We start from the raw sequence: 12,688 nt of genomic DNA on the forward strand, positions 1-12,688 counted from the left end.
TTCACAGACTCCCAAGCTGCGCCGGCAGGCCATGCTGCAGGCGGTCGAGGAACAGGGTGGCGGCGAGCAGATCGGCAGCGCCGCCAGGCGAGGCGCGCAGGCGCAGCATGTCGCGCTCCAGTTCGCGCAACAGGCGCCGGCCATCGAGGCTGGCGCAGCCACCGGCAGCGAGTACCGCGCGGGCGCCACTCTGCATGCAGGTCAGCCCGGCCATGCCGGCGCGGTACAGCACGCAGGTGTCGGCCAGCTGGGTCATGATCGCCAGCAGCGCGTCGAGGCGAGCGTTCTGCTCCCCGACGCCAGCCGCCCGGCTGCGCGCCAGTTGCGGCAACGCCTGCTGCACGACCGCCGGAAAGCCCAGCTGCGCCTCTTCGCGGGCACCGTGCACGCCATACAGGCGGCACACCTGAGCGCCATGGCTGTCAGCGGCTACCGGCGCGGCGCGGTCGTTGAACAGCGCCAGGCGCGCCGCGCGCAGCGCCACCTGCGCCGGTGCCAGAGCGTCGGTGTCCAGCGCCGCGGCGGCGCTGAGCAGGCCCAGGGCCCAGATCGCCCCGCGATGGGTGTTGACCCCGTCGGTGACGCGCAGCATCTCCGCCTCGCCATCACGGCCCAGGCGGCCCACCTCGTCACGCAGTTGCTGGTCGACCTCGCCACGCTGCTGCGCCGCCTCGGCCATGGCCTTGAAGCTCGGCCACAGGGCCAGCGCCGACGCGTGCATCAGGCCCAGGTGCAGGTCGGTGTGCGCGCCGCTGCCGCGACGGTCGACCAGCCCCGGTTTGGGCGACAGGTCGGCCTCGTCGATCAGCGCGTCCACGGCCAGGTCGGCCAGCCAGTCCGCCAGGGACAGCGACAGCTGCGGCTGCAATGCCGTAAGTGCATTCATCACCAGCTCCTGAACTTGGCGGGCGGGTTGTACAGGCCGCCGGACCAGTCGACCAGTTCGGCGATGCTCTTGGCCGCGAGCAGTTCACGGCTGGCATCGGTACGGCGGATGCCGAGGTCTTCGGGCAGGGCAATCAGCCCTTCGCGGCGCATGCGCTCGGTGTCCTTCGGGTCATGGCGCAGACCGATGGCGGTGACCCCGGCCACGGCGGCGATCATCGCCTGGCGTTCTTCCAGCGAGCGCGCCTTGTACAGGTAGGCGATGCCTTCCTCGGTGAGCAGGTGGGTGACGTCGTCGCCGTAGATCATCACCGGTGCCAGCGGCATGCCGGCCTTCTTCGCCACGTCGACGGCATCCAGGCGCTCGACGAAGGTGGGCTTGCCGCCCTCCTGGTAGGTCTCGACCATCTGCACCACCAGCTTCTTGCCACGCTCGAGCAGGGTCTCCGGGGTGGTCATGTCGAGCCAGGCCGGGGTGGCATGGCGACGGCCGCGCGGGTCATGGCCCATGTTCGGCGCGCCACCGAAACCGGCCAGGCGGCCGCGGGTCACGGTGGAGGAATGGCCATCACCGTCGACCTGCAGGGTGGCGCCGATGAACAGGTCCACCGCGTACTGCCCGGCCAGCTGGCACATCATGCGATTGGAGCGCATCGAACCGTCGCGGCCGGTGAAGAACACGTCCGGGCGCTGGGCAATGTAGTCCTCCATGCCCAGTTCGGTGCCGAAGCAGTGCACGCTCTGCACCCAGCCGGTCTCGATGGCCGGGATCAGCGTCGGGTGCGGATTGAGCGTCCAGTTGCGGCAGATCTTGCCCTTCAGGCCGAGGGATTCGCCGTAGGTGGGCAGGATCAGCTCGATGGCGGCGGTGTTGAAACCGATGCCGTGGTTGAGCGACTGCACGTTGTGTTTCTCGTAGATGCCGCGAATCGCCATCATCGCCATCAGCACGTGCACCGGCTTGATGTGGCGCGGGTCGCGGGTGAACAGCGGTTCGATGTAGAACGGCTTGTCCGCCACCACCACGAAGTCGACCCAGGACGCCGGGATGTCCACCCGTGGCAGCTCGTCGACTATCTCGTTGACCTGGAAGATGACGATGCCGTCGCTGAAGGCGGTGGGCTCGACCAGCGCCGGGGTGTCCTCGGTGCTCGGCCCGGTGTAGATGTTGCCGTGGCGGTCGGCCTGGAAGCCGGCGACCAGCGCGACATTGGGGATCAGGTCCACCAGCAGGCGCGAGTACAGCTCGATGTAGGTGTGGATGGCGCCGACTTCCATCTGCCCGTCTTCGAGCAACTGGCCGATGCGCAGGCTCTGCGGCCCGGCGAAGGAGAAGTCGAGCTTGCGCGCGATGCCCTGTTCGAACAGGTCGAGGTGCTCGGCACGGCTGACGCTGGGCATGATCATGTGCAGGTCATGCAGGCGGGCCGGGTCGACCTTGGCCAGCGAGCGCGAGAGGAAATCCGCCTGCTTCTGGTTGTTGCCTTCGAGCACCACGCGATCGCCGGGGGCGATCAGCGCCTCGAGGGCCGTGACGATTCTGTCACTGGGCAGTACCACGCCATCGGCGAGGTCGCGCACCTGATCGAGGCGCCGCGCTTTCTCCGCGCGACGACGCGACCACTGCGGCGGTGGGGATATTGTTGTTGTCATTGAAGACTCCACGAGTTCCGCTGTCGTGGAGGCACATTAGGAGCGCGACCTGGTGGTCATCAATCAAGCAGGCGGAGCAATCATTACGCTCAGGTTAACGATTGCTCAAGCGCGGGCATCGGCTGCGTCGTCCAGCTCGGAGCGGGACGCCGTCCGGGCCATCTCCAGGCGGTCGCGCCCGCGTTGCTTGGCCTGGTAGAGCAGCTTGTCCACCGCATTGAGGAAGTCCAGCGCCCGGTCCTGCGCGCCCGGCACGATGGTGCTCACCCCCAGGCTGATGGTGAGCATGGGCGACGCGCTGGAGCGTTCATGGGGGATGCGCTGCTGGCGCACCTGCTGGCGGCAGCGCTCGGCGATGTGCCGGGCCGCGGCCTCATCGGTCTCCGGCAGGACCAGCACGAACTCCTCGCCGCCGAAGCGTCCGACGAAGTCCCGGGGCCGGCTGGCCGCACGGCTCAGGGCCTGCCCGACGTGCTTCAGGCAGTCGTCACCCTGAATGTGACCGTAATGATCGTTGTACTGCTTGAAGTGATCGATATCGAGGAGGATCAGCGACAGCGGCTGGCGGGTGCGCTGGGCATTGGCCCACTCCGAAGCCAGCACCGTGTCGAACATGCGCCGGTTGGCCACGCCCGTCAGGCCGTCCTTGTAGGAGTACTCCTCCAGCTGCTTCTGCAGGGTCAGCAGCTGCTCCTCGGTCTTCTTGCGTTCGCTGATGTCGAACATAAAGCCGATCAGCGATTCCACCTCGCCATTGTCGTCACGCACCACATGCACCACGTCGCGGATCCACACGTAGTCGCCAGCGGCGGTCAGCGCCCGGTAGTCGGCCTCGTGGTCGACACCGTTCTGCGACTGCGAGATGCACAGCTCGACCACCTTCTCGCGGTCTTCCGGGTGCATGCGCGTGGCCCAGTCCTCGGCGCTGACCCAACTGGCCTGCGCCCAGCCGAGCAGACTCTCGATCTGCGGGCCGATGTAGGCGAACGTCATGGTCTTCCAGTCGATCTTCCAGGGGATCGCCTGGGTGGACTCCAGCAGGGTCTTGTACACCGCCTGATCAGTTGTCTCGCTCATGCCTGCCACCTCCGCCGCGTCTGCGCTTGGTTATAACGCAAAAGCAGGCGGCCCAGGTGACAGGCTGGCGAAAGGCGATCAGGACTCGCTGGCTTTCAGGCCGGCGTACAGGCGGGTCAGCTCGTTGAGCTGGCGGAACAGCGAGTCGGTGCTGACGGTGATCACGGTCGGTACGAAGTCCTGCGAGGCATGCAGGTCGATGCCCTTGAGGGTGAAGCCCCAGTGGGCACGGGCGCGACGCTGGGCGGCGGCGATCTCTTCATTGGGCGTGCCGGCGGCTTCCAGCTCCTTGAGGATGGTCTCGAAATCGCTCACGGACTTGTCCAGCTTGGCATCGAGGTCCGGCATCTGCACGCGCCAGGACTTGGCCATGTAGAGCATGGCGATGCGCTGGGTCTGTACCCGCGCCCAGCCGCTGCGGTTGACCGTCGCGCCCATCGCGCCGACGTGCTTGGCCATCAGATCGGTCACGGTCTGGGTCTGCTGCAGCAGCTGCTCGCTGGCCGCCAGCACCTGCACGGCCTGGGCCTGGTCCGGCGTGGCCTCGACTTGCTGGCGATAGGTCGACCAGGTCGCACCGACCTGGGCCAGGGCGGCCTTGATCTCGGCGTTGGGCGCGTATTCCGAGAGGGCCCTGTGGCTGGCTTCGAAACGCTGGATGGTTTCCTGCAGCTGGCGCTGCGCGGTGTCCACGCGCACATCGGCGCCGAGCATCAGGTAGTCCTTGGCCATGCGCTGGCCGAGCGAACGCTGCAGGCCGGCCATGTTCATGGCCTCGGAATCGGTGAGCTGCGCCAGGCTGGGCATGCTGACCAGCGTGGTGCAGGCCAGCAGGATGAATGTCAGGTACTTCTTCAACACGTCGGTACTCCAATTCGAGAACAAGGCAATGCACCGCGGGCGACTGCCTGCGGTAACGGGTTGAACCCTTGAATGCGGGGTTTTTATTGGAATGCGAGGGGGCAGGGATGCCGGGCGCGTGACCCGGATGCCGAAAAAAAGGTGCCGATCATAGCTGGTAAAACGCCATCATTCTGTGCGACCAGTCATGAAGCGGACCGACGGTCGCATTTTACGGCAGGAATTCTGGCCGATCGGACAAAAAATTCCGCCGCCGCCCGGACAGGCGCGACGGCAGGTCGTAAAAAAGCCGTCAGTCGCCAGAAAACGGGGGACGAGGAATCTCAGGAGAGCAGGCTGACCACGCTGGAGCGGCTGATGTTGGCCTGCGCCACCACGGTCTGGGTCACGGCCGCGTAGCTGCTGGGGCTGCGGCTCATCAGGTTGAACACCTCACCGGCGAAATCGCGCGCCCACTCGCGCTCGTTCTGCTCGGCGTGGCGCGCCAGGAATTCGCGGATTTCCTCCTGGCGATGACTGAGCTGTTCGCGCAGCGAGCCGATCCTGTCCAGCGCCTCGACCACTTCGTCCAGCGCCCGGCGCAGCTCGCGGGCACCGTCCAGGCGCGCGGCATCGGGCAGGCGCAGCAGTTGCTCGTCGTGACTGGGCAAGGCCGTCGCGGCCTTGGCCGCGAGCTTGCCCTCGCCCTGCACGCGCAGCTCACCCTTGAGCTGCTGCCATTCGCTTTCCCGCGCACTGAAACGCAGCGCGCCACCGCTGTCGAGCTCGGCACGAATGCCCGCCGGGCCGAGGCCGACATTGAAGCGGCGCAGGATCTGCTGCTCGCTCAGGCCCTCGTCGAGCACCACGGCCAGGGGTTCCGCCAGCTTGCGTCCGGCGCTGAACAGCAGGGTTTCCCGGCCGGCCTGTTGCACCGCCGCAACGGAGTCCAGCCCCTGCAGGGTGAAGCGGCTGCGTACCGGCTCGTTGAGGCGCAGCTTGAAGCTGGCATCCAGTGCCTCGCCGGAGCGCTGGCCGCGCTCGGCCAGCAACGTGCGTACCTGCTCCAGTTCGCGTTTGAGGGCTTCGCGCTCTCCCGCCTGGGCATTGCCGATCTCGCGGCTGAGGCTGAGCTTGAGCTGACCGAGGCGCCCGGCCAGCTCGCCCAGGTAGCTGTCGGCCGCCTGCATCGAGGTGAGCTGCTGGTTGAGCTGCAGGTTGAAGCTGGTGCTCTTGCCACGCGGCGTGGCCGCAGGCTCGGCAGCCGGCGCCGCCTTGCGCGTGCGCAGCGTGGTCTGTTCGCCCTGCACCGGGCGACGCGCCTGTGGATCGAGCGCCGTGACGACCGGGAGCTGCTTATCGACCTTGATCACCGGCGCGGCTCCTTACAGCAGGCTGAACAACGACATTCCGTTGATCTTCAGGTAGGTCTTCTGGGTCGCGCCCAGCGCCAGCTGGTAGTTGTTCAGGTCGATGGTGGCGCCGGCATAGTCGAGCTGCGACAGCTCGCCCTCGATCTTCTGGTTGACCAGCGAGACGTCCTCGTTGCTGTCGGTCAGCAGGGTCAGGGCATTCTGCCGGCCACCCAGGTCGGTGATCGAACCCAGTACCCGGCCATGCGCATCGTCCAGTGCCGCCATGGTATCGACGATCTGCTGGCGCACGGCCGGGTCGGTGGCATCCAGCGCCGGGTCCTGCAGGGTGTTGATCAGGCCGCGCAGCTCGTTGAGCATGCCCACGCCCGTGCCGTACACGCTGGCAGCGGTGACGTTCTCGTCGACCAGCACGCCGTTGGCCACGGCCGCCTGGCGGTGCTTGTCGTTGCCGGTGAGGCTGTAGGTCTGGGTCGCGGCATCGAAGGTCAGCGCCTGGGTGTCGCTGAGGGTGCCGGAGAACAGGTAGCGGCCCTCCTCGTCACGCACGTTGGCGAAGCTGACGATGGTGTCCTCGATGATCGACAGCTCGCCGGCCATGGCCGCCAGGTCTTCGCTGGTGTTGGAGCCGTTGGCGGCCCACAGCAGCAGGTCGCGCACGTTGAGCATGGCGTCGGAGGTGGACTTGAGGTTGGCCTCCTGGGTCGACAGGCTGCCGGACACGTTGGCGATGTTCTTGCGAAACTGCTCCAGGCTCGCCTCTTCACGCTCCACGCGCAGCACCCGCACGCTGGCGATGGGGTCGTCGGACGGCAGCAGAATGCGCTTGCCGGTGGCCATCTGCTGCATCAACTTGCCCAACTCGGCGGAACTGACGTTCATCGAGTTGTGCATCATCGAGGTGATCTGCGAGTTGGTGATGCGCATCATCAGCGGGTCTCTCCAGAAAGCGCGTCAGAACGCGGAAAGCATGTCGTCGAACAACTGGTTGGCCGTGCTGATCACCTTCATGTTGGCCTGGTAGGCCTGCTGATAGGTCATCAGGTTGACCGCCTCCTCATCCAGGCTCACCGCGCTGACACTGTCGCGCTGGGCCTGGGCCTGCTGGGTCACGGCGGTGGCGGACTTGAGGTCGGCCTGGTTCTGCCGGCTGTCGCTGGCGACCTGGCCAAGCAGGCCGGCATAGGCGTCGTTGAGGGTGACCTGGCTGCCGTTCAGGGTGATGGTCTGGTTCTTCAGGCCGAGCAGGTCGAGCAGTACCTCGTTGTTGCCCGTCTCCCCCGCCGTCGAGGAAAACGCCAGTTGCTCGGCCGTCAGCGGCTCGATGCGCAGCAGCGCGGTGGTGCTGGCCGGGTCGTAGACGAACAGCGGCTGGCCCGGATTGCCATCGAGATCGAAGCCGGTGGCGAGCACATCGTTGACCATCTGCGCCAGCTGGCTGGCCATGTCGTGCAGGGCGTCGAGGTTCGGCCGCAGGCTGTCGTACTCGACGTCATGGAGACCGCCGAACGCGCCGCCGAAACCGTCCTGGCGCAGCGGGAAGCTGGTACCGGCGAAGGCCAGGCTGACCTCCTGCTCGCCGGTCGCGGTCATCGCCACGGCGAGCTGGCCGGCGGTCGGCCCGGCCACCAGCGGCTGACCGTTGGCCAGGGCGACGCTGAGCGAACCGTCCGGCACCTCGTGGATGCGCAGCTTGGCGAACTGGCTGAGCTGCCCCACCAGGCTCTCGCGGTGGTCGCGCAACGCCGTGCTGTCACCCTTGACCGACTCGGTCTCGACGATCTTCTTGTTGAGCAGGGCGATGTTCTCGGTGAGGCCGTTGATCTCGGTGGCCATGGCCGTGCGTTGTTCCTGCAGCGCCTTGACCTGGGCGTCGATGTTGCTGCTCAGGCCGTTGAAACGCTGGGACAGGTTGCTGGCCTCGCTGATGATCTGCTGGCGCAGGGCGATGGAGCCGGGCGTGGCACTGGCTTCGCTGAGCGCGGCGAAGAACTGGTCGAGGCCGGCGCTGATGCTCGACCCCGTGCCGGACATCAGTGCCTCCAGCGCGGTCAGGTACTGCTGCGATGCGCCGTAGAAGTTCTCTTCGGTGGTCGCGCGCCACAGTTGCTGGTTGTGAAAGTCGTTGGTCATGCGGCGGATGCTGATCACCTCGACACCGCCACCGACGCTCAGGCCACCCTGCCCGGCCAGCGAACCGGTGACGGTCTGCAGGCGGCTGAAGCCCGGCGTGTTGACGTTGGCGATGTTCTGCCCGGTGCTGGCCAGGGCCACCTGGCTGGCACGCACGCCACTGTAGGCGATCTGGTTGAGGATGCTCATGGCTTAGGACTCCTGACGCTCGAAGCGCATCGGCTGAGCGAAGGCCGCCAGACGCGGCGCACGGGCGTCGTCGGCAGCGCGTTGGGCTGTTACCGAAGACAGGGCGACGGAATCGGCGGTGGACTTAAATTCATCGCGCGCCAGCACCTGCTTGCCGGCGACGACGCCCAGCAGCAGGCCGCTGTCGGCGCTCAGGGCACTGGCCAGCTGCTGGCGGGTCTGGGCGCTGAGCGAGGTCTGCTGTGCGGCCTCCTGCAGCGGCGCCTCGCGGCTGGCCAGGTCGCCGAGGATCCTGCGCGTGTAGTCGCGGGTTTCCTGATAGGGAATGCGCTCGATCCAGGCGCCGGTACTGATCTCGCCGCTGCGCGGATCGCCGTTGACCTTGAGCCATTCGTCGACCCGCCCCGGCCCGGCGTTGTAGGCCGCCAGCGCCAGCGCCTGATGGCCATCGTAGCGTTGCAGCATCTTGTCCAGGTAGGCACTGCCGAGGCGTCTGTTGTAGTCGGCGTCACTGGTCAGGCGCGCTTCGCTGAACGGCAGGCCGAGTTCGGCGGCCACCTCGCGGGCGGTCTCCGGCATCAGCTGCATCAGGCCGCGCGCGCCCTTCGGCGACACGGCGTCGACGCGCCCGGCGGACTCCTGCTGGATGACCCCCTCGACCAGGGCGACGAAACCCGCCGAGCCCTTGTCCCAGACCTTGCCGAGGTTATCGACGCCGCGCTGCCAGGTTGCCCGCAGCGGCTCCAGCAGGCTGCTGCCAGTGCGCGCCGGCAGTTCGGCGGAGCGTGCGGCCAGCGCCGCGCCCTGCAGGTCAGGCGCGCCGCCGTTACCCGAGAGCTGCTTGACCAGCATGTCGGCGATGCCGGTCTGCTTGCGACCGGCCAGGGTCTCGGCCAGCACCTCGTCGTAGAAGTCGCGCATGGTGTCCATCTCGCGACTGCGCATCGGATTGCCTTCGGCCAGCACGTCGCTGGCCTTGCGCATCTGCTTGAGGATCTGTTGCAGGAACAGCGCCTCGAACTGCTCGGCCGCCGCCTGCAGCTGCTGTTCGCGGGCCGTGCCGATGCCATCGGCGCTGCCGCGATGGCTGTTCATGTGTTGCGCGAGGGAAACGATGCTCATGGTTCAGATCACGATCAGTTCGGCATTGAGGGCACCGGCCTGCTCCAGCGCCTGGAGGATGCTCATGACGTCGTCCGGGGTGGCGCCGAGGCTGTTCACGGTGTTGATGATGCTGTCCAGGCTGGCGCCTTCCGGCCACTTGAACATGGCGTTCTTGTCCTGGCTGACGGCCACGTCGGAGCGCGGCACCACGGCGGTCTGGCCGCCGGAGAAGGCATTCGGCTGGCTGACCTGAGGGTTCTCGCTGATGGTCACGGTGAGGGTGCCGTGGGCCACCGCCGCCGCCTTGACCCGCACACCCTGGCCCACCACCACGGTGCCGGTGCGACTGTTGAACACCACCTTCGGCCGCTCGCGTCCTTCCTCGACCTCCAGGCCTTCGAGCATGGCCATGAAGCCGATGCGCTGGGTGCTGGTGACTGGCGCGCGAATGGAGATCTTTGTGGAGTCCAGCGCGCTGGCGGTGCCGCTGCCGAAGCGTCCGTTGACCGCCTCGACCACCTTGGCGGCGGTCTGGAAGCTGGGCTGGCGCAGGTTCAGCATGACCTCTTCACGGGTGCTGAAATCGCTGGGAATGAGGCGCTCGACCGTCGCGCCATTGGGCACCCGGCCGCTGTTGGCCGAGTTGATCGCCACGCTGGAACCGCTCTGCCCGGTGGCGTTGAGGCCGCCGACGACGATGGCGCCCTGGGCCAGGGCGTAGATCTCGCCATCGACGCCATGCAGCGGGGTCATCAGCAACTGGCCGCCACGCAGGCTCTTGGCGTCGCCCAGCGAGGCGACGGTGACGTCGACGCTCTGCCCCGGACTGTAGGACGGCGGTATCTCCGCCGTGACGGTGACGGCGGCGACGTTCTTCAGCTTCGGGTCGACGTTCGGCGGCAGGTTGATGCCGAACTGCTTGATCATGTTGGTCACCGACTGGCTGGTGAACTTGACCTGGTTCTTGTCACCGGTGCCGTCGAGGCCGACCACCAGGCCGTAGCCGATCAGCTGGTTGCCCCGGATACCCTCGATGTCCACCAGGTCCATCAGCGGTACGGCGCGGGTCGACAGCGGCCAGGTCAGGAGCAGGGCGACGCAGATGCGATAGAGCATGACCGGGCCTCAGAGGGGGAACAGCGGGTGGGTGAAGAAGCGCGTCAGCCAGCCGGCCGAGTTGCTGTCGTTGAGCACGCCACGGCCGGCGTAGGAGATGCGGGCGTTGGCCACGTTCTGCGACGACACCTGATTGGCGCGGTTGATGTCGTCGGTGCGCACCAGACCGACCAGACGGATGTACTCGTCGCCCTGGTTCAGGCGCAGGGCCTTCTCACCCTTGATCAGCAGGGTGCCGTTGGGCAGCACCTGGTGCACGGTCACCGCGATGGAGCCGCGCAGGGTGTTCTGCTGCGAACTCTTGGCCGAGCCCTCGAAGTCGCGCTTGGCCTCGGCGGAGCTTTCCAGGCGGTCGTAGGTCTTGCCGAGCACGGTGGGTACGCCGATGGCCGCGCTGGAGTTCTTGCCGAAGCTGGTGCCGGCGCTCTTGCTCGACTGGGTGGACTCGTCGAGCACCACGGTGAGAATGTCGCCGACCCGCACCGCGCGCTTGTCGCCGGTCAGCGAGCCGCTGTAGCCGCTGCGAAACAGCCCGCCGCTGGTGGTCGGCGGCTGGCTGTAGTCCATCGCCAGTGGCTGGTACTGGCTGGAGTCTTCGTCGGGGAGCATCTCGTTGAAGCTGGCGCAGCCGCCGAGCAGCGACAGCAGAACCAGCGAAAGCAGGCGCATCATGGCGATCACACGGTCTGGTTGAGGAACTGTTGCATGCCGGAGGCGGCGTCGAGCACCTTGGCGTTGGCCTCGTAGGCGCGCTGGATGGAGATCATGTTGACCATGGCCTCGACCACCTGCACGTTGGAGCCTTCCAGCACGCCCTGCTTGAGGTTGCCCAGGCCTTCCTCGCCCGGCACGCCCTCCACCGGCTCGCCGCTGGCCACGGTCTCGCGGTAGAGATTGCCGCCGAGGGCTTCCAGGCCGCCCGGATTGGTGAAGTTGACCAGGGTGATCTGGCCCAGCTCGGACGGCAGGGTGTCGCCGGCCAGCACGGCGGTGACGATGCCGTCGCTGCCCACGGTGAAGCGGCTGCTGCCGGCTGGCACCTCGATGTTCGGCGTCAGCGGCAGGCCCTGGGAGTTGACGATCATGCCTTCGGCATTGAGCTGCAACTGGCCGTTCTCGGTGTAGTAGATGTCGCCATTGGGCGCTTCCACCTGGAAGAAGCCCGCGCCGATGATCGCCAGGTCCATGGGCTGGCCGGTGGTCTGGATGCTGCCCTCGGTGAACACCTTCTGCGTGCCGGCCACGCGCACGCCGCTGCCGAGCTGGATGCCGGAAGGTACGGTGTTGACCTCATCAGCCTGCGCACCCGGCTGCAGTTCGATGGCGTAGAACAGGTCCTCGAACACCACGCGGTCGCTCTTGAAACCGTTGGTGTTGACGTTGGCCAGGTTGTTGGCCACGGCGCTCATGGCCTTGTCCTGGGCGGCCAGGCCGGTCTTGCTGACCCAAAGTGCGGAACTCATGTCGTGTCTCCTCTGTAGCCCGGATGCGCTCCGGGGACGTACTCCCGGATCGCATCCGGGCTACCTGTGTCGTTGCCGACCTCTGCCGTTCAAGGGAGAGGGGAGGCAGCCTCATCAGCTGCCGCGGATCATCCGGTTGCCGGCCTCGGAGAGGTCCTCGGCGGCCTTCATCATCTTCACCTGGGTCTCGAACAGGCGGTTGAGGCTCATGGTCGCCACCAGCTGGTCGATGGCGCCGACGTTGCTCGCCTCCAGGTACCCGGCGGCCAGCACCGGCGCCTCCATGGCCTCGGCCGGCTGGCCGTCGCTGCGCAGCAGCAGGCCGCTGGCGTCCTTGCTCAGGTCGGCGGCGTCGACATCGACCACGCGAATGCGGTCGACCTCGGCGGTGACGAAATCGCCTCGCGGGATCACCGACACCGTGCCGTCGCGACCGATGTGCAGGCTGTCGTACTCGGGCAGCACGATGGGGCCGCCCTCGCCCAGCACGGCACGCCCGTTCAGGGTCAGGCGCAGCTCGGCATCGACCTGCAGCGCGCCGTTGCGGGTGTAACGCTCGGCACCGCCGTCGCCTTCGACGGCGAACAGGCCGCGACCCTGGATCGCCACGTCGAGGTCACGACCGGTGGCCATCAGCTCGCCGGGCGCCAGGTTGACGCCGTTGTTCTTGACCCGCGCCAGGTGCCGGCTGTCATAGCCGTAGCCTTCCACGGCAACGGCCTGGGCCTGTTCGAGGTCGGCGCGGAAGCCAGGGGTGTTGACGTTGGCCAGGTTGTTGGCGCGCACCGTGAGCGAGCTCATGGTGCGGCTGGCGGCGGTCATTGCGGTGTAGCCGAGACGGTCCATGGGTCAGCC

The 12,688-nt window shown here is 67.2% G+C and carries 12 protein-coding genes; all 12 read right to left on the reverse strand.

Translation table 11 applies throughout. The annotated features are described in order from the left end of the window. Position 1: 1 nt before the first annotated feature. The gene (locus E4487_RS22600) at positions 2-886 is read right to left on the reverse strand and encodes a triphosphoribosyl-dephospho-CoA synthase (protein ID WP_134677594.1); all 885 of its coding nucleotides are present in this window, start codon (positions 884-886) and stop codon (positions 2-4) included. Further along, positions 886-2,538, reverse strand: a complete 1,653-nt coding sequence (gene mdcA, locus E4487_RS22605; RefSeq protein WP_037056819.1) for a malonate decarboxylase subunit alpha — start codon at positions 2,536-2,538, stop codon at positions 886-888. Before mdcA ends, E4487_RS22600 begins: the two co-directional genes overlap by 1 nt. 105 nt (positions 2,539-2,643) lie before the next feature. Beyond that, the gene (locus tag E4487_RS22610; protein WP_175254439.1) at positions 2,644-3,615 is read right to left on the reverse strand and encodes a sensor domain-containing diguanylate cyclase; all 972 of its coding nucleotides are present in this window, start codon (positions 3,613-3,615) and stop codon (positions 2,644-2,646) included. Between the two features lie 78 nt (positions 3,616-3,693). Continuing rightward, complete coding sequence (locus E4487_RS22615) at positions 3,694-4,476, reverse strand: type IV pili methyl-accepting chemotaxis transducer N-terminal domain-containing protein (protein ID WP_134677592.1); 783 nt, start codon at positions 4,474-4,476, stop codon at positions 3,694-3,696. A 323-nt stretch (positions 4,477-4,799) separates the two neighbouring features. Beyond that, positions 4,800-5,825, reverse strand: a complete 1,026-nt coding sequence (locus E4487_RS22620) for a hypothetical protein (protein WP_175254477.1) — start codon at positions 5,823-5,825, stop codon at positions 4,800-4,802. A gap of 15 nt (positions 5,826-5,840) precedes the next feature. Beyond that, positions 5,841-6,755 carry a flagellar hook-associated protein FlgL gene (gene flgL / locus E4487_RS22625; RefSeq protein WP_175254478.1) on the reverse strand — a complete coding sequence of 305 codons (915 nt, stop codon included), beginning with the start codon at positions 6,753-6,755 and terminating at the stop codon, positions 5,841-5,843. 27 nt (positions 6,756-6,782) lie between these two features. Continuing rightward, positions 6,783-8,150 carry a flagellar hook-associated protein FlgK gene (flgK, locus tag E4487_RS22630; protein ID WP_175254440.1) on the reverse strand — a complete coding sequence of 456 codons (1,368 nt, stop codon included), beginning with the start codon at positions 8,148-8,150 and terminating at the stop codon, positions 6,783-6,785. Between the two features lie 3 nt (positions 8,151-8,153). Further along, on the reverse strand, positions 8,154-9,272 hold the full coding sequence (locus E4487_RS22635; RefSeq protein WP_175254441.1) for a lytic transglycosylase domain-containing protein: 1,119 nt from the start codon (positions 9,270-9,272) through the stop codon (positions 8,154-8,156). 3 nt (positions 9,273-9,275) lie between these two features. Next, complete coding sequence (locus E4487_RS22640) at positions 9,276-10,370, reverse strand: flagellar basal body P-ring protein FlgI (protein ID WP_037057087.1); 1,095 nt, start codon at positions 10,368-10,370, stop codon at positions 9,276-9,278. A 9-nt stretch (positions 10,371-10,379) separates the two neighbouring features. Continuing rightward, entirely contained in the window at positions 10,380-11,042 is a 663-nt protein-coding gene (gene flgH / locus E4487_RS22645) for a flagellar basal body L-ring protein FlgH (RefSeq protein WP_134677587.1), read from the reverse strand. Positions 11,043-11,047: 5 nt separating this feature from the next. Next, positions 11,048-11,833 (reverse strand): flagellar basal-body rod protein FlgG, encoded by a 786-nt coding sequence (flgG, locus tag E4487_RS22650; protein ID WP_047588779.1) that lies wholly within the window; start codon positions 11,831-11,833, stop codon positions 11,048-11,050. 114 nt (positions 11,834-11,947) lie between these two features. After that, complete coding sequence (locus E4487_RS22655; protein WP_047588780.1) at positions 11,948-12,679, reverse strand: flagellar basal body rod protein FlgF; 732 nt, start codon at positions 12,677-12,679, stop codon at positions 11,948-11,950. Between the last annotated feature and the right edge of the window lie 9 nt (positions 12,680-12,688).

This window comes from Pseudomonas sp. BMW13 (genome assembly GCF_013357275.1).
Lineage (GTDB): Bacteria > Pseudomonadota > Gammaproteobacteria > Pseudomonadales > Pseudomonadaceae > Aquipseudomonas > Aquipseudomonas khazarica.